Source organism: Duganella sp. BJB476, from assembly GCF_003416895.1.
GTDB lineage: Bacteria > Pseudomonadota > Gammaproteobacteria > Burkholderiales > Burkholderiaceae_D > Rugamonas.
Map to the genome: position 1 here is coordinate 25,073 of NZ_QVIO01000005.1, position 20,416 is coordinate 45,488.

The following is a 20,416-nucleotide window of genomic DNA, read 5'->3' on the forward strand; positions in this document are numbered from 1 at the left end:
CTCAGGCCAGGGTCAGGAAACGCATCGGATCGACATTCCACTTGCTGGGCGATTCGTGGCCGACGATCTTGTCGCCGCCGCCAAAGCCCAGACCACGCGACAAATCGATGGTTTCCGGCTTGATGTAGAGATTTTTCTTGGTGTTAAAGAAAACATTGACCTTGGGCGCCAGTAAGTTGGTCTCGTGTGGTTCAATCACCACACCCAGGCGTCCCGACTCCAGCATCACCATGGTTCCAACCGGATAGATCCCTACGCAGCGCATGAATTCCTGCGCGTACTGCGGATTGAAGTGGAACTTGCTCCATTCATAGATCTTGCGCAAGGCCGCCGCCGCCGACATGCCCTTGTGATAGCAGCGGTCCGCCGTAATGGCATCGTACACGTCGACAATCGCAGCCATCTGCGCCAATTCGCTGATTTCATCGTTGGCTTGCTTGTTCGGATAGCCGCTGCCGTCGCGCCGTTCGTGGTGGTGCAGCGTGATGTCCAGCGGAATCGGCCCGACTTCCGGCGATTGCAGCAGGATGTTGTAGCCATCCTGGGGATGGCGCTTGATGATGGCGAATTCCTCGTCCGTCAGCGGACCGGGCTTGTTCAGGATGGCGTCCGGCACCAGCGCCTTGCCGGTGTCGTGCAGCAAGCCGCCGAGGCCGGCCTGGTGGGTGGTTTCGGCATCGAAGCCTCGCGAACGACAGAACGCAACCAGCAGCGTACAGACGCTAACCGAGTGCAAAAAGGTGTAATCGTCTTTGTTCTTGATGCGCAGCAAACCGACCAGCGCACCCGGATTGCGCAAGATGGATTCGGTGATATTCTGCACCACTGGCTGGACTTGATCGAGTTCGATGGCTTTGCCCAGGCGCGCATCCTGCATCACGGTGCGTACCAGTGTCGATGCCTGGTGACGGATCTGAACCGCGCGCTTCATCTCCTCACCCAGCGATACGCGGGTGATCACGGGCGCCTTGGCGACGATTTCGACGATTTCGCGTTCGGTGGCCGCCTGCGCCTCGTCCAGCGTCGGTGCGTCCTGCACGTCCAGTCCCTTGCCGCTGTCTATGACAACGTCATGGATCCCGGCGTTGATGATCTTGCGGATTTCATCTTCGCTGGAGATCAGGAAACGATTGCGGACGAACGGATGGGTCATCCAGTCGCAGCTCAGGTCATGAATGTACATGCCCACTTTTAGCTGCGAAGAGTCGACTTTCTTTAACATACTGGTACCCACTTTTCAAAGGCTGGAAGCAGCGGAAAGCGCTGATGCCAGTATAGCAAATAGTTTCCCATCAGGATTAGATTTACAGGTGCTACCATTTGTTTGTCTAGGCTAACACTACCCCAAAAAACTATGGAATTACGCCAACTTCGTTACTTTGTAGCCATAGTAGACCACGGTTCGCTGTCACGGGCGGCCGTGGTGCTGCATGTTGCGCAACCGGCACTAACGCAACAGTTACGGCAACTGGAAGAAGAGCTGGGCGTGCAGTTGCTGCACCGCTCGGCGCAAGGCGTGCTCAGCACGGATGCCGGCAAGATCTTCTACGAACATGCGCAAGCCATCCTCAAGCAGGTGGCGGACGCCCGCTCGGCCGTGGCGCAGTCGGCCGAGCGCCCCAGCGGTGCCGTCACGCTGGGGCTGCCGCACAGCATTTCCGGCGCGCTGGCGCTGCCGCTTTTGACGGCAACACGTGCCCAATATCCTGAAATTACCCTGCAACTGACGGAAGAACTGACCGGCAACCTGAGCGAGCAGCTCAAGTCCGGCCGCGTCAACCTGGCCGTGCTGTTCGATGACGGTCAACTGGCCCAGTTCGCCACCACGCCGCTGGTGGAGGAGGAACTGCGCTTCATCTGTCGCGCCGATGCGACTTATGCGCAAGGTGAGCAGGCACTCACATTGACGCAGACGCTGAAAACCACGCTGATCCTGCCCGGCCTGCAACACGGCGTGCGCCCGCGCATCGAAAGCGTGGCGCGCGAGGCCGGGCTGACGCTGGGAAACGTCATCGAGATCAATTCCATCGCCATCCTCAAGTCCGCCATCCTGGCCGACATGGGCGCCACCATCCTGCCGTCGGCGCCTGTCCTGGACGAGCTGGAGCGCGGCGCCATGCGCTCCCACCGCATCCACAGCCCGTCGATTTCGCGCACGGTGGTGTTGTGCGCCTCCAAGAACATTCCGCTGACCAATGCCGCGGCGGCGGTCAGCCGGCTGGTGCAGCAAGTGAGCGCGCAGTTGTGCGCCGGCGACACCTGGCCGGGCGCGACCGCCATCGGCTGACTCATCGCCCACGTACCTCGCCTTAGTCATCACTTTTTCTTATACCCCCATCGGCAATCCGTATTTCCGTATACGTCAACTAGCGCCCATACTCTGCTACAAAGCGGGTTTTTTAAGCCTAAAATACCTGCAACGCCGCTAACCATGCGGCCCATGGCCTGATCCTGGCGCGCCTACCCGGCGCCACCAAGTTTGGGCGCGATCTGACACAAAACCGGAGACACCACCATGCCCGATACCACGGCAAACGGCCCAGCAACGTCCACCAGAGACGCCACCGCCCCATCCCGCCTGACCACCGTCAGCCTCGACGACAAATACACAGCCATCAAGGGCGACATCTTCCTGTCCGGCATCCAAGCCCTGGTGCGCCTGCCGATGATGCAGCGCGTGCGCGACCAGGCGGCCGGCCTGAACACCGCCGGTTTCATTTCCGGCTACCGCGGCTCGCCGCTGGGCGGCCTGGATGAAAACCTGTGGAAAGCCAAGCCGCACCTGGAAGCGCACCACGTGCAATTCGTGCCGGGCGTGAACGAGGATCTGGCCGCGACCGCCGTCTGGGGTTCGCAACAGGTCGACCTGATCGGCGAAGCCAAGTACGACGGCGTGTTCGCCATGTGGTACGGCAAGGGCCCGGGCGTGGACCGCTGCGGCGACGTCTTCAAGCACATGAACCACGCCGGCACTTCGAAGCACGGCGGCGTGCTGCTGGTGGCCGGCGACGACCACGGCGCCTATTCGTCGACGCTGCCGCACCAGTCGGACCACCTGTTCTCGGCCTCGATGATCCCGCTGCTGTATCCATGCAATGTGCAGGAATACCTGGACCTGGGTATCCACGGCTGGGCCATGTCGCGCTTCTCCGGCTGCACGGTGGCGTTCAAGGCGCTGGCCGATACGGTCGAATCGTCGGCCTCGGTCGACGCCGATCCGTTCCGCGTCGAGGTCAAGATCCCGCAGGACTTCGTCATGCCGGAAGGCGGCCTGAATGCACGCCTGTCCAGCATCCCGCTGGGCCAGCAGGCGCGCAATCAGGAAGCGCTGATGCAGGACTACAAAATCTACGCCGCGCTGGCCTATGCGCGCGAGAACAAACTGAATCACACCACCATCACCAGCCCGAACGCCAAGCTGGGCATCATCGCCTCCGGCAAGTCCTACCTGGACGTGCTGGAAGCGCTGGAAGAACTGGGCATCGACGAGAAGATGGCGGCCGACGTCGGCCTGCGCCTGTTCAAGGTCGCGATGCCATGGCCGCTGGAACCGGACAGCGTGCGCGAATTCGCGCAGGGCCTGGACGAGATCCTGGTGGTCGAGGAAAAGCGCCAGATCGTCGAGTACCAGTTGAAGGAACAGCTGTACAACTGGCGCGACGACGTGCGTCCGCGCGTGATCGGCAAGTTCGATGAAAAAGGCGAATGGGTCGCCCCTCGCGGCGAATGGCTGCTGACTTCCAAGGCCGACTTCTCGGTGTCGCAAGTGGCGCGCGTGATCGCCTCGCGCGTCAAGCGCCTGATCTCGGACCCGGTCACCTGCGACCATATCAAGGCCCGCCTGACCTTCCTCGACGCCAAAGACGCGGTGCTGAAGAAAGCCATCAACACCCCGTTCCGTCCAGCGTTCTACTGCTCCGGATGCCCGCACAACACCTCGACCAAAGTCCCTGAGGGCAGCCTGGCGCTGGCCGGCATCGGCTGCCACGTGATGGCGACCTCGATCTACCCAGAGTTCAACAAGCTGACCACGCACATGGGTGGCGAAGGCGCACCGTGGATCGGCCAGGCCGCGTTCTCGAAGATCCCGCACGTGTTCCAGAACCTGGGCGACGGCACCTACTTCCACTCCGGCTACCTGGCGATCCGCGCAGCCGTGGCGGCCAAGGTCAACATGACCTACAAGATCCTCTACAACGACGCGGTGGCGATGACGGGCGGCCAGCCGGTCGACGGCATCACCTCGGTGCCGATGATCGCACAGCAGATGGCGGCCGAAGGCGTCAAACGCATCGCGCTGGTCACCGAAGACCTGGGCCGCTACACCGACCGCAGCGCCCTGCCATCCATCGTCAGCCTTCACGACCGCAAGGACATGGACGCAGTCCAGCGCGAGCTGCGCGAAATCGGCGGCGTATCGGTGCTGATCTACGACCAGACCTGCGCGGCCGAGAAGCGCCGTCGCCGGAAAAAAGGCGAGTTCCCCGACCCGGCCAAGCGCATGGTCATCAACGAAGCCGTGTGCGAAGGCTGCGGCGACTGCGGCATCCAGTCCAACTGCACCTCCATCCTGCCGAAGGAAACGGAGTTTGGCCGCAAGCGCACCATCGACCAGTCGTCCTGCAACAAGGACTACTCGTGCGTGAAAGGCTTCTGCCCGAGCTTCGTCACCGTCGAAGGCGGATCGCTGAAGAAGACCAAGACCGGCGTGACGAAAGATAACGCCCACGACGGCTTCGGCGCCCTGCCGGAACCGGCGCTGCCATCGTGCGAGCAGCCGTACAACATCCTGATCAACGGCATCGGCGGCACCGGCGTGATCACCGTCGGCGCGCTGATGGGCATGGCCGCTCACCTGGAAGGCAAAGGCGCTTCGGTGCTGGACATGACCGGCATGTCGCAGAAAAACGGTTCGGTCACGTCGCACGTCAAAGTCGCCAAGACCCCGGCCCACCTGCGAGCGCAACGCATCGCCACCGGCGAAGCGGACGTTATCCTCGGCTGCGACATGCTGACCGCCGGCGCCGCCGACGCGGTATCGAAAATGCGTCCGGGCCGCACGCTGGCCATCGTCAACCTGCACGAACAGCCGCCAGGCACCTTCGCGCAGAACGCCGACTGGCAGTATCCGGTGGAAGAAGTACGCGCGCTGATTGAGGAATCGGTCGGCGCCGGCGCCGCCGATTTCATCGACGCCACCAAGCTGGCCACCGCGTTGATGGGCGACTCCATCGCCGCCAACCTGTTCATGCTGGGTTATGCATGGCAGAAGGGCCGCATCCCGCTGACCGAAGCATCGCTGCTGCGCGCGATTGAGCTGAACGGCGTCGGCATCGCGTCCAACAAGAAGAGCTTCCTGTGGGGCCGCCGCGCCGCCGTGGACCTGAAGCGCGTCGAGCGCGTCGCCACGCCTACGCAAGCGATCGTGATGCAGATGCCGCAAAGCCTGGAGAACGTCATCAACAAGCGCGTCGAGTTCCTGACCGCGTACCAGAACGCCGCCTACGCTACCACCTACGAGCAGCTGGTGTCGCAGGTGCGCGCGAAGGAGACCGCTCTGGGCCTGGGCAACAAGCTGTCCACCGCCGTCGCCAAGTACGCCTTCAAGCTGATGGCCTACAAGGACGAATACGAAGTGGCGCGCCTGTACACCGACGGCCGTTTCGTCGAGCAGCTCAAGCAGCAGTTCGAAGGCGACTTCTCGGTCAAGTTCAACCTGGCGCCGCCGATGTTCGCCAAGAAGGACGCCAAGGGCCACCTGGTCAAGGCGGAATTCGGTTCGTGGATGTGGAGCGCGTTCAAGCTGCTGGCCAAGTTCAAAGGCCTGCGCGGTGGCGCGTTCGACATCTTCGGCTACACCGAGGAGCGCAAGATGGAGCGCGCGCTGATCGTCGAGTACCGTGAAATGGTCACCGCGCTGACGGACAAGCTGTCGCCGGAAAACCACGCCACCGCTGTGGAACTGGCCGGCCTGCCGGAGAAAGTGCGCGGCTTCGGCCACGTGAAGGAAAAGGCCGTCGCCACCTTCCGTACCGAGAAGGCGCGCCTGCTGGCGCAATTCAGCCAACAGCGCGCAGCGTAAGGCAACCTGGGGCAGGCTGCGGCCTGCCCCAACAATTCGCTTGACTTGACGTTAACGTAAACGTCATATAATGAACCGAACAAAGCAAAAAAGCCCAAGGGACACCATGAACGACCTCTCCGCTCCGAAAGTTGTAGCCGTGCCGGATCAACCGCGCCTGAACAATAAAGTCCGTTTCGTCACCGCCGCCTCGCTGTTCGACGGCCACGACGCCTCGATCAACATCATGCGCCGCATCCTGCAATCGAACGGCGTCGAAGTGGTCCACCTCGGCCACAACCGCTCGGTCGACGAAGTCGTCACCGCGGCGCTGGCCGAAGACGTGCAAGGCATCGCCATCTCCAGCTACCAGGGCGGCCACGTCGAATACTTCAAATACATGATCGACCTGCTGCGCGCGCGCGGCGGTGCGCACATCAAGGTATTCGGCGGCGGCGGCGGCGTCATCGTCCCCGACGAAATCGCCGACCTGCATGCCTACGGCGTCACCAAGATCTTCAGCCCGGAAGACGGCCAGCGCATGGGCCTCGTCGGCATGATCCAGTGGATGGTGCAGCAGTGCGACATCGACCTGTCCAACTATTCGCCTACCACGCTGGCGCCATTGAAAGACGGCGACATCGCCGCCCGCCACCGCCCGCTGGCCCAGCTGATCACCGCGCTGGAAAACGATAAAGCCTCCCCTGCCCTGCGCGCCGAACTGCTGGCCGCCGCAGAAGGCCTGGCCGTGCCGACGCTGGGTATCACCGGCACCGGCGGCGCCGGTAAATCCTCGCTGACCGATGAACTGATACGCCGCATCCGCCTCGACCAGGGCGACGCCGTCAACATCGCCATCATCTCGATCGACCCGTCGCGCCGCAAATCCGGCGGCGCGCTGCTGGGCGACCGTATCCGCATGAACGCGATCAATCCATGGAACGGCCAGACCCGCGTCTTCATGCGCTCGTTGGCCACGCGCGAAGCGGGCTCCGAAATCTCGCAGGCGCTGCCTGACGTTATCGCCGCCTGCAAAGTGGCGGGCTTCGACCTGGTGATCGTCGAAACCTCCGGCATCGGCCAGGGCGACGCCGCCATCGTGCCGCACGTCGACGTGTCGATGTACGTGATGACGCCGGAATTCGGCGCCGCATCGCAGCTGGAAAAAATCGACATGCTCGATTTCGCCGACTTCATCGCCATCAACAAATTCGACCGCAAGGGTTCGCAGGACGCGCTGCGCGACGTCGCCAAGCAGTACCAGCGCAACCGCGAAATGTGGAGCAAGCGGCCGGAAGAAATGCCGGTCTACGGCACCCAGGCATCGCGCTTCAACGACGACGGCGTCACCTCGCTGTACCAGGGCCTGCTGCCCAAGCTGGAGCAATTCGGCCTGAAGGCCAAGCCAGGCAAGCTGGCGCCGGTGGATGTGCGCTTCTCCAGCGGCAAACACGTGATCGTGCCGCCGGCACGCGCGCGCTACCTGGCGGAGATCGCCGACACCGTGCGCGGCTACCACCGCTTCACGCGCAAGCAGGTCACGCTGGCGCGCGAACGCCAGCAGCTGACCGAATCGAAACGCATGCTGGCCATCGCCCACAAGACCGCCGACTTCGACGACCTGATCGCCGAACGCGATGCCGAGATGGACGGTGGCGCCAAGAAGCTGCTGGCCCAGTGGCCGGACATGCAGGCCGCGTATGCCGGCGACGATTACGTCGTCAAAATCCGCGACAAGGAAATTCGCACCCGCCTGATCCAGCACACGCTGTCCGGCACCAAGATCCGCAAGGTCGCCCTGCCGCGCTATGAGGACCACGGCGAAGTGCTGCGCTTCCTGATGCTGGAAAACGTGCCGGGCTCCTTCCCGTTCACGGCCGGCGTGTTCGCCTTCAAGCGCGAAGGTGAAGACCCGACCCGCATGTTCGCCGGTGAAGGCGACGCCTTCCGCACCAACCGCCGCTTCAAGCTGGTCTCCACCGGCATGGACGCCAAGCGCCTGTCGACCGCGTTCGACTCGGTAACCCTGTACGGCGCCGATCCTGCGCTGCGTCCTGACATCTACGGCAAGGTCGGTAACTCCGGCGTGTCGATCGCCACGCTGGACGACATGAAGGTGCTGTACGACGGCTTCAACCTGTGCAGCCCGAGCACCTCGGTCTCGATGACCATCAACGGCCCGGCGCCGACCATCCTGGCGATGTTCATGAACACCGCCATCGACCAGCAGGTTGAAAAATTCGTCGAAGAGAACAAGCGCCAGCCTAGCGCCGACGAAGCGGCCAAGATCAAGGACTGGGTACTGCAGAACGTGCGCGGCACCGTGCAGGCCGACATCCTGAAGGAAGACCAGGGCCAGAACACCTGCATCTTCTCGACCGAGTTCTCGCTGAAGGTGATGGGCGACATCCAGGAATACTTCGTCCACCACCAGGTGCGCAATTTCTACTCGGTGTCGATCTCCGGCTACCACATCGCCGAAGCGGGCGCGAACCCGATCTCGCAGTTGGCGTTCACGCTGTCGAACGGCTTCACGTTTGTGGAAGCCTACCTGGCGCGCGGCATGCACATCGACGACTTCGCACCGAACCTGTCGTTCTTCTTCTCGAACGGCATGGACCCGGAATACACGGTGCTGGGCCGCGTGGCGCGCCGCCTGTGGGCGGTGGCGATGCGCGACAAATACGGCGCCAACGACCGTTCGCAAAAGCTCAAGTACCACGTGCAGACGTCGGGCCGTTCGCTGCACGCGCAGGAGATCGACTTCAACGACATCCGCACCACGCTGCAGGCGCTGATCGCGATCTACGACAACTGCAACTCGCTGCACACCAACGCCTATGACGAAGCGATCACCACGCCGACCGATGAATCGGTGCGCCGCGCGCTGGCGATCCAGCTGATCATCAACCGCGAATGGGGCCTGGCCAAGAACGAGAACCCGAACCAGGGCTCGTTCATCATGGAAGAGCTGACCGACCTGGTGGAAGAAGCGGTGTTGCAGGAGTTTGAACGCATCGCCGAACGTGGCGGCGTGCTGGGCGCGATGGAGACCGGCTACCAGCGTGGCAAGATCCAGGAAGAGTCGATGCTGTACGAGCACCAGAAGCACGACGGCACGCTGCCTATCATCGGCGTCAACACCTTCCGCAATCCAAAGGCGACCGGCGAGCCGCAGAAGATCGAACTGGCGCGCTCCACCGACGACGAGAAGCAGTCGCAGCTCACGCGCCTGGACGACTTCCATGCTCGCAATGCGGAGCACGCGCCGCAAGCGCTGGCAGCGTTGCAGCAAGCGGCCATCGACAACGCCAACGTGTTTGAAAAGCTGATGGACGCCGTGCGCGTCTGCTCGCTGGGCCAGATCACGACGGCGCTGTTCGAAGTCGGCGGCCAGTACCGCCGCAATATGTAAGACTGCGACAAGGGGGCGGATCATCGCCCCCTTGTTTGCTTCTACCTCAGGCCTCCGCCAGCGTCCGCAGCACCTCATCAAGCTGGCGCTCCAGTTGATCCACGTTTGCATAACCGGGACTGATGCCGATCCGCCGGCCATCGGCTTCGAGCAGTAGCGCCGGGAAGCTGCGGATGCCCATCGCCCGTACTGCGGCGAATTCGGCCTGCGCATCGGCGATCGTCGCGGGATGCGACCACGCCGCCAGGAAGGCGGCGGCCTCCATCGCAACGCCCTGCCCCTGCAGTTCGGCCACGGCCGCCTGGGCCAGCACCGCGCCGTCGGTGGTGTCCTGGCCGTCGACATAGAACGCCCTTTGCAGCGCGCGAAACACCGCCAGTTGATCAGCGCCCGGCGCCACACGGCGCGCCGTCACGACCGCGCGGCAAATCGGCTCAGTGTCATAGACGAAGTTCTCACGCGCCATCAAGGCCTTGCGGTTGAACGGCAAACCGCTGCTTTCCTCGACGCGCGCCCAGTGCGTGAGGCGGAACTGCTTGCCGCTGTCGTCCAGCACATCGGTGGCGCCGGCGCGCAAGCCGCCGACCAGGATCTCCACCGGCAGTTCCGGGTGGCGTTCCGACAAGGCCGTCATTTCCTTGCCGAAGCCGTAGCACCACGAGCACATGGGATCACCAACAAAGAGCAGCTTCATTACCATTTGCCGTTGTGTGCGCCGCCGTCCACCCGCAGCACTTCGCCGGTGACTTGCTTGGCCTCGGTCAGGTACACCACCGCATCGGCGATGTCCTCGACGTTGGAGATGGTTCCCATCGGGTGCAGCGACTTCAGGAAGTCTTGCGGAATGCCTTTCAACAGCGGCGTGTCGACCGAGCCGGGCGACACTACGTTGACGCGGATGCCATCCTTGGCGAACTCCGAGGCCAGGCTGCGGCTGATGGCATCGATGCCGCCCTTGGTAATCATCGGCACGGCCGCCGTCAGGGCCGCGTTGGGCGCATCAACCAGCGTGCTGCTGATGCCGACGATGCTGCCGCCGCGCTTCTGGGCCAGCATCTGCTGGATCACCAACTGGCTGATGTGCAAATAGCCATCCAGGTTGGTGCGTACCAGCGCGTTGAAATCATCCTGGGTGTATTCCAGGAAGGGCTTGGCGATGAAGATGCCGGCGTTGTTGACGAGACCATCGATGCCGCCGAATTTTTTCATGGCGATATCGACGATGCTGACCGCGGTCGCTCGTTCGGCAATATCGCCATCGACCAGCTCCAGCCGGTCCGAGGGCGCAAACGTCGCGCTCTTGCTGATGTTGCGCGAGGTGGCGACGACGTTGTAGCCGCGTGCCAGGAAAGCGTTGACGACACCCGCGCCTATGCCCTGCGACGCGCCGGTGACGATGATGGTTTTTTGTTGTTGCTGGCTCATGATGCTCTCCAAGTAAGTGGTCGGTTTAATCCGACCTCTGTCGATCGGATGGAGGCACTGTACGCTGGAGGTGGAGGCAGATAAATACGGATGGTGGACAGAAAGTAGTTACATAATGTAATGAATAAACCTGAAATAACAGTAAATTATTACCTTCTGCGACACATTAGTTCTCTTCGCCCCTTGGAAAGTTCTAAATATGATATCTTTGCTCATATTACATTTTTGTGAAAGATGGTTATGAAAAAACGACTGTTGGCAGCTGGTGCCTTGGCGATGGTCTTAATGGTGGCGGCTTGCGGCGGCGGTTCCGGCAGTGGCGCTGTCACGCCGCCGCTTCCTGATGTGCCATCAGTCAAACTGGGCAGCCTTTCCCTGCTGGCCGGCAGCATCGGCGGCGGCGGTACGCTGGACGGCAAAGGAACGGCAGCGCGTTTTAGTTTTGCCAACCGCTCGGTCGCTGATAGCGCCGGCAACATCTACGTTACCGACCTCGGCAACCACACCGTCCGAAAAATATCGCCTGGCGGCGATGTCACCACCCTCGCCGGCAAAGCGGGCCAGAGCGGCAGCACAGACGGCGCCGGCGATGCAGCACGCTTGAGCTATCCGAGCGATCTGGTGATAGATAGCAAGGGCAACCTGTTGGTCCTTGAACCGCAGAGCGTCCGCAAGATCACCCCGGCCGGCAACGTCAGCACCTTATTCGCCAGCAACAATACCGCTTTCCAGTTCAGTATTGCCAACAACCTCGCCATCGACAAGGACGATAATGTGTACGTGTCGGATACCGGCGCCCATCACATCCACAAGATTACGCCGGCCGGTGTAGCCAGCACTCTCCCTGTTTCGCTGGGTTCGCCAGATACGGTGGTGACGATCGGCGAAGGCTATAACTACAACGGCCAGCGCGGCGTGGCGGTCGATGCCGCCGGCAACGTCTATGCGGCCGAAACAGCCGATGACCGCATCCGTAAAATCGCCCCCGACGGCACGGCGAGCGTGTATGCGCGGCTCCCCAAGCCGAACGCGCTGCTGCTGGATGCATCCGGCGCGCTGCTCGCCACGTCCGCCAGCGGCATTAGCAAAATTTCCGCCGATGGCAGCGTATCGGCGATGGCCTTGACACCCGCCGACCAGAGCGCCAGCAGCTGCGCCACCGGCATGACTGGCGTGGGCCTGGATGGCGCGGGCAAGCTGGTGATCGGCGCCGGCAATGTGGTCTGCCGCGTCACGGCGGGCGTCGCGACCGTGCTGGCCGGCATGGCCGGCGAATCCGGTAGCGCCGACGGCACCGGCGCCGCCGCCCGCTTCGACTATATCGGCGGCATCACGCTGGACACCGCCGGCAATCTGTTCGTCACCAACGGCGGCAATGGGGTGCGCAAGATTACGCCTGCCGGCGTGACCGCCACGATAGCAAATACCGGCAACAGCGGCGCCCAGGGCATCGCTGTCGACCAGGCCGGCAATGTTCTGATGATCACCGGCACCCTCATCCGCAAAGTCGCGACTGACGGCACGATCACTACGCTGGCCGGCAACGACCGGCTCAATTATCGCGACGGTGTCGGCGCCGACGCCGCGTTCAACTATCCGCAGGCGCTCACCATCGATGCTGCCGGCAACCTTTATGTCGCCGATAGCGGCAATAACGCCATCCGCAAAGTGACCCCTGCGGGTGTGGTGACGACCGTGGTGAGTCCATCGTCCGGCCAGGCGCCCTATCCGGTCGGCATTGCGCGCGATGCCGCCGGCAACCTGTTCTTCACCGGTGATAACCGCGTGTTCAAGGTCAGTTCGGATGGCAAGGTCAGTACTCTGGCGGGAGATGCGGCTTCGGGCTATCAGGACGGCAGCGGCGCCAGCGCCAGATTCAACCATCCACGCGGCATTGCCATCGACAAGAACGGTAACCTCTATGTGGCCGATGTCGACAATCAAACCGTGCGCAAGATCAGCGCGGCCGGGGTCGTCACGACGGTGGCGGGCAAAAGCGGTGTGCTCGGCATCAGCCTGGGCGTGCTGCCCGGCACACTGGACAACCCGCGGCAGATCGCCTCCAGCCCGGACGGCGTGCTCTACGTGTCGACGCCCCAGGCCGTGCTGAAGATCGAGCAGCCCTGAGCGTCAGGTCGCTGCCGGCGCTATCTGAAATGTGGACCCGCGCCTGCCTGCGCCAGCGCGTCCTGCGCGTTGCGCAGCGGGCAGGCCTTTAGCGACAGGCATCCGCAGCCGATGCAGCCGTCGAGCTGATCGCGCAACTGCGTCAACGTCTTGATGCGCTCTTCCAGTTCCAGTTTCCACGCAGCCGACAGACGGCGCCAGTCGGCCACGGTGGGCGTTCGCCCTGACGGCAGGGCATCCAATGCCTGCGCGATCGCCGCCAGCGGCAGGCCGACGCGCTGCGCGACCTTGATCACCGCAAGGCGACGCAACACCGAACGCGCATAACGGCGCTGATTGCCGCTGGAGCGGACCGAATGTATCAGTCCCTTGGCCTCATAAAAATGCAACGCCGATACCGCCACGCCGGCCCGCTCGGCCAGCTCGCCGACGCCGAGTTCTTTCGGAGGAGATGCCATATAAAATCCTTGACCTCAAGTTAAGTTGAGATTTTATAGTGTCTTCACACACACCACCTGAAGGACACCATGAAATTCATCAACCCCACCGGTCTATACGATCCCCGCCCCAACGGTTACAGCCACGTCGTCGTCGCCGAAGCACCTGCGCGCATCATCTACATCGCCGGCCAGGGCGGCGAGAATATCGATGGCGTACTGTCGGAAAGTTTTGAAGCGCAGGTCCGGCAGGCGTTGGCCAATCTGCAAACCGCCCTCGCCGCCGCCGATGCACGCCTGAGCGACGTCGCCAAAGTCACCGCACTGATCGTCGATCACAACGAAGAACGCCTGGGCATCTTCAGCAACGCATTGCGCGCCGCCTGGGGCGAGCATCCCACCCCGGCCTGCACGCTGATCCCTGTGCCACGCCTGGCGCTGGACGGCATGCTGTTCGAGATCGAAGCAACAGCGGTTATTGCTAAGTAGGTGCGCCGACGGTCGATCCCGCCAGCAGCACCGGCTGCCACAGCTCTTGCAGTTCGCCGGCCGGCTTGCCGTCCACCAGCGCCAGCAGCATCTCGACCATGCGGGCGCCGGCTTTGTGCGCGTCTGGCTGGTCTATCGTGGTGACGTCGACGCCGGCCAGCGTGTCGGCCATGCTGCCCCAGACGATGACCGACATCTCCTTGCCGATATCGATGCCCGCATCGAGCAGCGCGCGCACGGCGCCAACGCCGGACAGATGATTGTCGACGATAACCGCAGTTGGACGCGGCGAACACGCCAGCAACTGCTGCATCGCCTGGTAGCCGCTGCGGCGGTCCAGCGTGTTGTCGATCAGGTAGCGCGTATCCACTTCCAGCCCGGCCGACGCCATCGCCGCCACAAAGGCGTCCTTGCGCTGGCGGGCGAAGTTCAATTCCAGCGGCGCGCTGACCAGCGCCACACGCTGATGGCCCAATCCCAGCAAGCGCTCCATCGCCATGCGGATGCCCGCCGCATTGTCGTAGTCGAACCACGCATACGGCGCATCAAGCTGCGTGCGGCCATGCGCGACAAAGGGGAATTTTGATTTACTCAGAAACGCGATGCGCTCGTCGCGCACCAGCGTGCGGCTGACCACCAGGCCATCCACGCGCCGTCCGCGCACGATCTGCTGGTACGACGGCTGCTCCGCCGCCGGCGACACCGGCGCGATGATCAGGTTCTTGCTGACCTGCTCCAGCGCGGCCGACATGCCGGCCACCACGTCGAGGAACATCGGATCGCCCAGGTCCGCCGGCAGCAGCGGATAGATGATGCCGAACACATTGGTGCGCCCCAGCGCCAGCGAGCGCGCCATCGGATTGGCCTGGTAGCCGTTCTCCTTGGCCGCCTTCAGCACACGCTCGCGGGTCCGGCCGTTGACCTCGGGGTAACCGTTTAACGCCCGGCTTACCGTGGTTTTCGACATGCCGAGTAAGTTCGCGAGACGCTCCAGGTTCATAGACAAGTGCTCAATGTTGACCGCTGATTATAGCGGACGGGTCGAAACCACCACCACCGTCATCTACTGCTTTTTTGAAAAAATACAACATAATCAAGACGATAGAAATGGGCACCAGGGTCAGGTAGAAGGCGAAATGGCCGCTGAAGTTGCCGAATACGTAGCCGGTGATCAGCGAGCCGGTGGTGCCGCCCAGTGCCGAAAAAATCACCAGCAGGCCGGTCATGGCCGAATGCTGGTTCTTCGGCAAAGAGCTGAGCATCACCGAATTGATGCCGGGGTAGATCGGCGCCATGAACAATCCGATCAGCGGGAACAGGAAGGTCGCCAACGGCGCGCTGGACCAGCTGATGTTCGGATCGGCCACCACGTTGTGCGTCAACGGCAGCGCAAGAAGCACCATCGCCGCCATGCCGATCACGCAGGCATTCATCACCGGATACCAGTTCAATTTGCGCATCAACACGCCGGCCGACAGACGCCCGATCGCCAGGCAGGCGGCAAAGATGCTGGTCACCTGCACGCTCATCGCCGCCGGCAGTTTCAGAATCTCATTGTTAAACGTCGGCAGCCAGGTGCCCACGCTTTGCTCGATCAGCACATACAAAAATGCCGTGATGACGAACACGCACACCAGCGGCTTGAAGAACAGCTTGAGCATCGCGGCGAAATCCTGCGCGATGCTGCGGCCCTGCGGCAACGCCGCCATATCCTCGTTGAAGGGAGTCGTCAGCAACAGCGCGAACGTCACCGCGCACAGCACGGCCAGCACCCAGTACACCTGCAACCAGCTGCGCGACAAGGGATCGGACGAATCGATGAAGTAACCGAACACCCAGTAGGCGCTCAACACGCCGACCATGAAGAAGCCTTCCAGCAGGTTCATGATGCTGGCGTGCTGCTTGCGGTCGGCGGCGATCAGTCCCAGCGTCGAATACACCGACACCTTCACCAGCGCGAACGACACGCCGACGCAGAAGAACAGCAGCTTGGTGGTGGCGAACGACGGCAGCACCGGCATCGCCACGCAGGCGGCGGTGACGATGGCCAGCCCGGTCAGCATGGCCTTCTTGTAGCCAAGGCGCGGCAGGAAGGACGCGATCAGGAAGGATACCGCCGCAATCGGCAAGTCCTTGAACCCTTCCAGCACGCTGGCGCTGGATTTGCTGATACCGTAGTTGTTGATGACCTGAAGGATGACCGTGCCCACGCTATTGAGCAGGATCGCAAAAACAAAGTAAATCAGAAATAGCGCAAATAGAATGCGATTGTTCTTCATACTGTCTCCGAATTTTTATAATTTATATTATTTAGTATGATTCGAGATTGAAGTCGCTCAGGCTCGTGATGACCACGTCGGCCTGAGTGAGCACAAAGGGATGGCCTATCCCCAGTGCGAACATGCCGGCCGATTTGATCGACGCCACGCCCGCCACCGCATCCTCCACGCCAAGGCAGTCCTCCGGCGCCACGCCCAGTTCCCGCGCCGCCTTCAGGAAGATCTCCGGGTCCGGCTTGCCGCGCGCGATGGTCGCCGCATCGACCACGTAATCGAATTTATCGGTGATGCCCAGGCGGCCCAATACCGTAAAGGCGTTCTTGCTGACCGACGCCAGGCCGATGCGCAAACCCCGCGCGCGCACCGTATCGAGCGCCCGCACCGCGCCCGGCAGCAGATCGGCTGCGGACATGGTGGAGATCAGCTCCTGGTAATGCAGGTTTTTTTCGTCGGCCAGCGCCAGCTTTTCCTCCCTAGTGTACGCCCGCTTGGACGACGCCAGGATCAGGTCCAGCGACCCCATGCGGTCGATGCCCTTCAGGTTCTCGTTGAAGGCGTGGTCGAAATGCACGCCCTGCGATTCCGCCAGGCGCTTCCAGGCCAGGTAGTGATAGTGGGCGGTGTCGGTGATGACGCCGTCCAGGTCAAAGATAACGGCTTTAAAGCGGCTCATGCAAAACTCCTCGATTGCGTCGGTTGCGACAGCGTCAGTGCGACAGGTTCGCCGCCGTGGGTAAAGTTCAGCGCTTCGCCTTGCAGCAGGCGATAGTCCGCGCGGCCCGGCTCCACGTGCACCTCCAGCAGAGCGCCTTTGAAATGAATCTTGAACGTGTAGTGCTGCCACTGCTTCGGCACCGACGGCGCGAAATGCAGTTCGCCGCCCACCACGCGCATGCCCGCGAAGCCATACGCCACGCCCATCCACGTACCGGCCATCGCCGCCGTGTGCACGCCGTAATGCGTATTGCCGTGGGTGTCGTCCAGGTCGAGGCGCGCGGTCTCCATGAAGTAGTCGTAGGCCTTGTCCTGATAGCCCACTTCCGCCGCGATGATGCTGAAGATGCAGGACGACAGCGACGAATCGTGCGTCGTCACCGCCTCGTAGTAGTCGAAGTCGCGGCGCTTGTCTTCCAGCGTGAACTGGTCGGACAGCAGCAACAGCGCCAGCACCACGTCCGCCTGCTTGCACACCTGATGGCGGTAGATCACCATCGGGTGGTAGTTCAGCAGCAGCGGGTAGTTCTCTTTCGGCGTGTTGGCGAAATCCCACACTTTCTTGGATAGGAAGCTGTCGTCCTGCGCGTGGATTTGCAGCGCCTTGTCGTAAGGAAGATTCATCAGCGATGCGGCGCGGCGCCATGCGGCCGGCTCGCTCACATCCAACACCGTGGCTGCGGCGATGCGCGCAAACTCCGCCGGCTCCCGCGCCTGCAACTGCTCCGCGATCGAGGCCGCAAAGTTCAGGTGCATCTGCGCCATCGCGTTGGTGTAGTAGTTGTTGTTGACCAGCGCCGTGTATTCGTCCGGCCCCGTCACCTGGTTGATGCAGAAGCGGCCTTCGCGGTCGTAGCTGCCGATGCCCATCCAGATGCGCGCCGTCTCCATGACGATTTCCGCGCCATGCTTGACCAGGTATTCCTGGTCGTTGGTCGCTTCCATGTACAGCTTGATGGAGTAAGCGATATCAGCGTTGATGTGATACTGCGCCGTCCCTGCCGGGAAGTAGGCAGAGCATTCGTCGCCGGCGATGGTGCGCCACGGGTACAGCGCGCCGGTCGCATGCGACATCTGGCGCGCGCGCTCGCGCGCCTTCGGCAGGCCGGCGTAGCGGTACTCCAGCAGCTTGCGGGCGATTTCCGGCTTCGAGTACAGGAAGAACGGGAAGATGTAGATCTCCGTGTCCCAGAAATAGTGGCCTTCGTAGCCCTCGCCCGTCACGCCCTTGGCGGAGATGTTGGTCTTGCCGTCGCGGCCCACCGATTGCAGCAGGTGGAACTGGTTGAAGTGGATGCCTTGCTGGAGCGCGTCGTCGCCGGCGATCTGCACGTCGGCCTGCTGCCAGAAATCGGCCAGGTACTGCTCCTGCGCCAGGCGCAGGTCGTCGAAGCCGGCCGCCTTGGCGGTGGCCAGCGTGTCTTTGCTGCGCCACATCAGCTCCGCCTCGGCGTAGTCGCGCGACGAGAAATAGCTGCCGTACTTGTTCAGCGTGATGGTCTGGCCGGCCTGCGCTTGCAGTTCAAATGTCTGCGTCAGGCGCTGCTCCACCTGCGCGATCTCGATGGTCGCATCGGCGCCAGTCAGTTCGGTATCGGTGGCGCTGACCAGCATGAAGCCGCTGTTGTGCGTGCGCTGCACCAGCGCCGCAAAGCCGACGTTCTGCTCGTGGCCGACCATGTGCAGCGATTGGCCCGACACCGCCGAACCCACGCGCGGATCGTCGCCGGCCTCCTGGTTCTTCACCGCGCCGTCGAGCGCCGACACCAGCCGCACGCGGCCCGTGAAATTCAGCGGCGTCACCGCGAACTCGATTGCGAACAGATGCTTGTTCTCGAAGCACACCAGGCGGCGGCTGTGCAGCTTCACGCTGCGGCCCTGCGGCGAGGTCCATTCCACGGAGCGCGTCAGCACGCCGGTGCGGAAGTCCAGCACCCGCTCATACGACTGCACGGAGCCGCTCAGCAAATCGAAGCGCTCATCCTCCAGCCACAGCTCGACGCCCTTCGCATTCGGCACGTTCAGCATGAACTGGTTCACCTTGGCCAGGCCGTAGGCCGCTTCCGGATACTGGATAGGCTCCGATTCGTAGAAGCCGTTCAGGTAGGTGCCGTCGAGCGAGGTGCCGGCCGGGCCGCCGTAGCCCTCCTCGCCGGTACCGCGCAGGCCGATGTAGCCGTTCCCCAGCGCGAACAGGGTCTCGTCGAGAAAGTGGGAGTCGGTGTCGAAACTGGTCTCGCGGATGCACCAGGCTTCGAGGGGATAGGTGTGTTGTTGCACAGCGTATTCCTTAAAAATGCGATTCAAAGCGGTTTGAATTTTAAAAAAAGCCGATTTATTGACGTTTTTGGCTTTATTCAGGGGAAACGGGGGAAACTAGGTCTGGCGTACCATCAAGGTGGTCGGCAGCATTTCGGACGCGACCGGGTGGCCTTCGATCAGGCCCAACATCTTCTTGGCCAACAACACGCCACCGTCGCGCAGGTACTGGTGCACGCTGGTCAGCGGCGGCACGAAACTGGCCGCGCCGGGCGTATCGTCGTAGCCGATGACGGAGACATTCTCCGGCACCCGCAAATTCTTCTCGGCCAGCGCGCGGATCGCGCCCATGGCCAGCAAGTCACTGGCGGCAAACACGCCGTCGAAATTGGCGCCCTTCTTTTTCAACAGCGCCGAGATGCTGTCGAAGCCCGCCTCGAAGGTGAAGGCTTTGGGACGGATGATGTGCACCGTCGCCCGCCCGCCCATCGCGTCGATGAAACCGGCGCAGCGTTCCTGCACCTCGGCGTGGTCGACGTCGCCCAGGAACACCAGCTTTTGCCGGCCCTGCGCGATGAAGCGCTCGGCGGCGCTGATGCCGCCCTTTCTGTTGTCCGAGCCGACCACGATGTAGTCGGTGTCGGCTTCCGGAGCTCCCCACACCACCAGCGGCATGCCGGTCTGCTGCAAGGTGCGCACCGCTTCGCCGTGCGAGCCCTGGCCCAGCAGGATCAGCCCATCGGCGCCCTGCACCGGCGCCGTGTTCATCAACTGCTTGGACGTCAGCACCACGCTGTAGCCGGCGGTCGTCAGTTCCTGCGTAATGCCGCCCAACAGCTCCAGCGGATACGGATCGGACATCGGCCGGCCGCGCACGGGTGTCATTTCCACCACAACCGCCACCGAATAACTGCGGCCCATGCGCAGATTGCGCGCGCTCACATTGAAGCGGTAGCCCTGCTCGCTCGCCAGGACGCGGATCTTCTCGCGCGTCTCCGCCGTCACCAGCGGACTATCGCGCAGCGCGCGGGAAACGGTGATCTTGGAGACGCCGGCCAGCTTGGCCAGGTCTTCCATCGTCAATGCTGTTTCGGCTTTGCGGGCTACAGACTTATTCGAAGGCATTGATCGCTCATAGGTTGAAAACAGGGGGTGCGCACGCATTATGACAGAAATTTTTCGTTTGTCGCGAAAAATGACATCGATAACA

The 20,416-nt window shown here is 62.5% G+C and carries 14 protein-coding genes; 5 read left to right on the forward strand and 9 right to left on the reverse strand.

Going from position 1 to position 20,416, the window contains the following annotated elements; all coding sequences use genetic code 11:
• Position 1: 1 nt before the first annotated feature.
• Positions 2 to 1,222, reverse strand: coding sequence for an HD-GYP domain-containing protein (locus D0T21_RS19935; RefSeq protein WP_116991099.1), 1,221 nt, complete (start codon positions 1,220 to 1,222; stop codon positions 2 to 4).
• A 132-nt stretch (positions 1,223 to 1,354) separates the two neighbouring features.
• Between D0T21_RS19935 and D0T21_RS19940 the strand changes: the two genes are divergently transcribed.
• The 3 genes from D0T21_RS19940 to icmF all read left to right on the forward strand — a co-directional run bounded on the left by D0T21_RS19940 (position 1,355) and on the right by icmF (position 9,476).
• Positions 1,355 to 2,287 carry a LysR substrate-binding domain-containing protein gene (locus D0T21_RS19940; RefSeq protein WP_116991100.1) on the forward strand — a complete coding sequence of 311 codons (933 nt, stop codon included), beginning with the start codon at positions 1,355 to 1,357 and terminating at the stop codon, positions 2,285 to 2,287.
• A gap of 228 nt (positions 2,288 to 2,515) precedes the next feature.
• Positions 2,516 to 6,082: an indolepyruvate ferredoxin oxidoreductase family protein gene (locus D0T21_RS19945; RefSeq protein WP_116991101.1), complete on the forward strand. Its 3,567-nt coding sequence runs from the start codon at positions 2,516 to 2,518 to the stop codon at positions 6,080 to 6,082.
• Positions 6,083 to 6,188: 106 nt separating this feature from the next.
• Positions 6,189 to 9,476, forward strand: a complete 3,288-nt coding sequence (gene icmF / locus D0T21_RS19950; protein WP_116991102.1) for a fused isobutyryl-CoA mutase/GTPase IcmF — start codon at positions 6,189 to 6,191, stop codon at positions 9,474 to 9,476.
• A 46-nt stretch (positions 9,477 to 9,522) separates the two neighbouring features.
• Here the strand turns inward: icmF and D0T21_RS19955 are convergent, their stop codons facing one another.
• A complete protein-coding gene (locus D0T21_RS19955; RefSeq protein WP_116991103.1) occupies positions 9,523 to 10,170 on the reverse strand; it encodes a DsbA family protein in 648 nt (215 codons plus the stop codon).
• A complete protein-coding gene (locus D0T21_RS19960) occupies positions 10,170 to 10,901 on the reverse strand; it encodes an SDR family NAD(P)-dependent oxidoreductase (protein WP_116991104.1) in 732 nt (243 codons plus the stop codon). The genes D0T21_RS19955 and D0T21_RS19960 overlap by 1 nt, the downstream gene beginning before the upstream one ends.
• Before the next feature lie 240 nt (positions 10,902 to 11,141).
• Here D0T21_RS19960 and D0T21_RS19965 point away from each other — a divergent pair, with 240 nt between their 5' ends.
• Positions 11,142 to 13,028, forward strand: coding sequence for an NHL repeat-containing protein (locus tag D0T21_RS19965; RefSeq protein ID WP_158568027.1), 1,887 nt, complete (start codon positions 11,142 to 11,144; stop codon positions 13,026 to 13,028).
• A gap of 20 nt (positions 13,029 to 13,048) precedes the next feature.
• On the opposite strand, the gene soxR is transcribed toward D0T21_RS19965, so the two are convergent.
• Positions 13,049 to 13,486 carry a redox-sensitive transcriptional activator SoxR gene (gene soxR, locus D0T21_RS19970; protein WP_116991106.1) on the reverse strand — a complete coding sequence of 146 codons (438 nt, stop codon included), beginning with the start codon at positions 13,484 to 13,486 and terminating at the stop codon, positions 13,049 to 13,051.
• Positions 13,487 to 13,555: 69 nt separating this feature from the next.
• Between soxR and D0T21_RS19975 the strand changes: the two genes are divergently transcribed.
• Positions 13,556 to 13,954 carry a RidA family protein gene (locus D0T21_RS19975; RefSeq protein ID WP_116991107.1) on the forward strand — a complete coding sequence of 133 codons (399 nt, stop codon included), beginning with the start codon at positions 13,556 to 13,558 and terminating at the stop codon, positions 13,952 to 13,954.
• On the opposite strand, the gene D0T21_RS19980 is transcribed toward D0T21_RS19975, so the two are convergent.
• The 5 genes from D0T21_RS19980 to D0T21_RS20000 all read right to left on the reverse strand — a co-directional run bounded on the left by D0T21_RS19980 (position 13,947) and on the right by D0T21_RS20000 (position 20,331).
• Complete coding sequence (locus D0T21_RS19980) at positions 13,947 to 14,954, reverse strand: substrate-binding domain-containing protein (protein WP_116991108.1); 1,008 nt, start codon at positions 14,952 to 14,954, stop codon at positions 13,947 to 13,949. The genes D0T21_RS19975 and D0T21_RS19980 overlap by 8 nt on opposite strands.
• 10 nt (positions 14,955 to 14,964) lie before the next feature.
• Positions 14,965 to 16,233: a sugar MFS transporter gene (locus D0T21_RS19985; RefSeq protein ID WP_116991109.1), complete on the reverse strand. Its 1,269-nt coding sequence runs from the start codon at positions 16,231 to 16,233 to the stop codon at positions 14,965 to 14,967.
• Between the two features lie 31 nt (positions 16,234 to 16,264).
• The gene (pgmB, locus tag D0T21_RS19990; protein ID WP_116991110.1) at positions 16,265 to 16,906 is read right to left on the reverse strand and encodes a beta-phosphoglucomutase; all 642 of its coding nucleotides are present in this window, start codon (positions 16,904 to 16,906) and stop codon (positions 16,265 to 16,267) included.
• Positions 16,903 to 19,227, reverse strand: a complete 2,325-nt coding sequence (locus D0T21_RS19995) for a glycoside hydrolase family 65 protein (RefSeq protein WP_229211568.1) — start codon at positions 19,225 to 19,227, stop codon at positions 16,903 to 16,905. Before D0T21_RS19995 ends, pgmB begins: the two co-directional genes overlap by 4 nt.
• A gap of 96 nt (positions 19,228 to 19,323) precedes the next feature.
• Positions 19,324 to 20,331, reverse strand: coding sequence for a LacI family DNA-binding transcriptional regulator (locus D0T21_RS20000; protein WP_116991112.1), 1,008 nt, complete (start codon positions 20,329 to 20,331; stop codon positions 19,324 to 19,326).
• Between the last annotated feature and the right edge of the window lie 85 nt (positions 20,332 to 20,416).

Bases quoted from the DNA above. Each gene is read 5' to 3' on its own strand.
- D0T21_RS19935 (WP_116991099.1), bottom strand. From the start codon at position 1,222: ATGTTAAAGAAAGTCGACTCTTCGCAGCTAAAAGTGGGCATGTACATT.
- D0T21_RS19975 (WP_116991107.1), top strand. From the start codon at position 13,556: ATGAAATTCATCAACCCCACCGGTCTATACGATCCCCGCCCCAACGGT.
- pgmB (WP_116991110.1), bottom strand. From the start codon at position 16,906: ATGAGCCGCTTTAAAGCCGTTATCTTTGACCTGGACGGCGTCATCACC.
- D0T21_RS19955 (WP_116991103.1), bottom strand. From the start codon at position 10,170: ATGAAGCTGCTCTTTGTTGGTGATCCCATGTGCTCGTGGTGCTACGGC.
- D0T21_RS19965 (WP_158568027.1), top strand. From the start codon at position 11,142: ATGAAAAAACGACTGTTGGCAGCTGGTGCCTTGGCGATGGTCTTAATG.
- D0T21_RS20000 (WP_116991112.1), bottom strand. From the start codon at position 20,331: ATGCCTTCGAATAAGTCTGTAGCCCGCAAAGCCGAAACAGCATTGACG.
- D0T21_RS19940 (WP_116991100.1), top strand. From the start codon at position 1,355: ATGGAATTACGCCAACTTCGTTACTTTGTAGCCATAGTAGACCACGGT.
- D0T21_RS19985 (WP_116991109.1), bottom strand. From the start codon at position 16,233: ATGAAGAACAATCGCATTCTATTTGCGCTATTTCTGATTTACTTTGTT.
- D0T21_RS19945 (WP_116991101.1), top strand. From the start codon at position 2,516: ATGCCCGATACCACGGCAAACGGCCCAGCAACGTCCACCAGAGACGCC.
- D0T21_RS19960 (WP_116991104.1), bottom strand. From the start codon at position 10,901: ATGAGCCAGCAACAACAAAAAACCATCATCGTCACCGGCGCGTCGCAG.
- soxR (WP_116991106.1), bottom strand. From the start codon at position 13,486: ATGGCATCTCCTCCGAAAGAACTCGGCGTCGGCGAGCTGGCCGAGCGG.
- D0T21_RS19980 (WP_116991108.1), bottom strand. From the start codon at position 14,954: ATGAACCTGGAGCGTCTCGCGAACTTACTCGGCATGTCGAAAACCACG.
- icmF (WP_116991102.1), top strand. From the start codon at position 6,189: ATGAACGACCTCTCCGCTCCGAAAGTTGTAGCCGTGCCGGATCAACCG.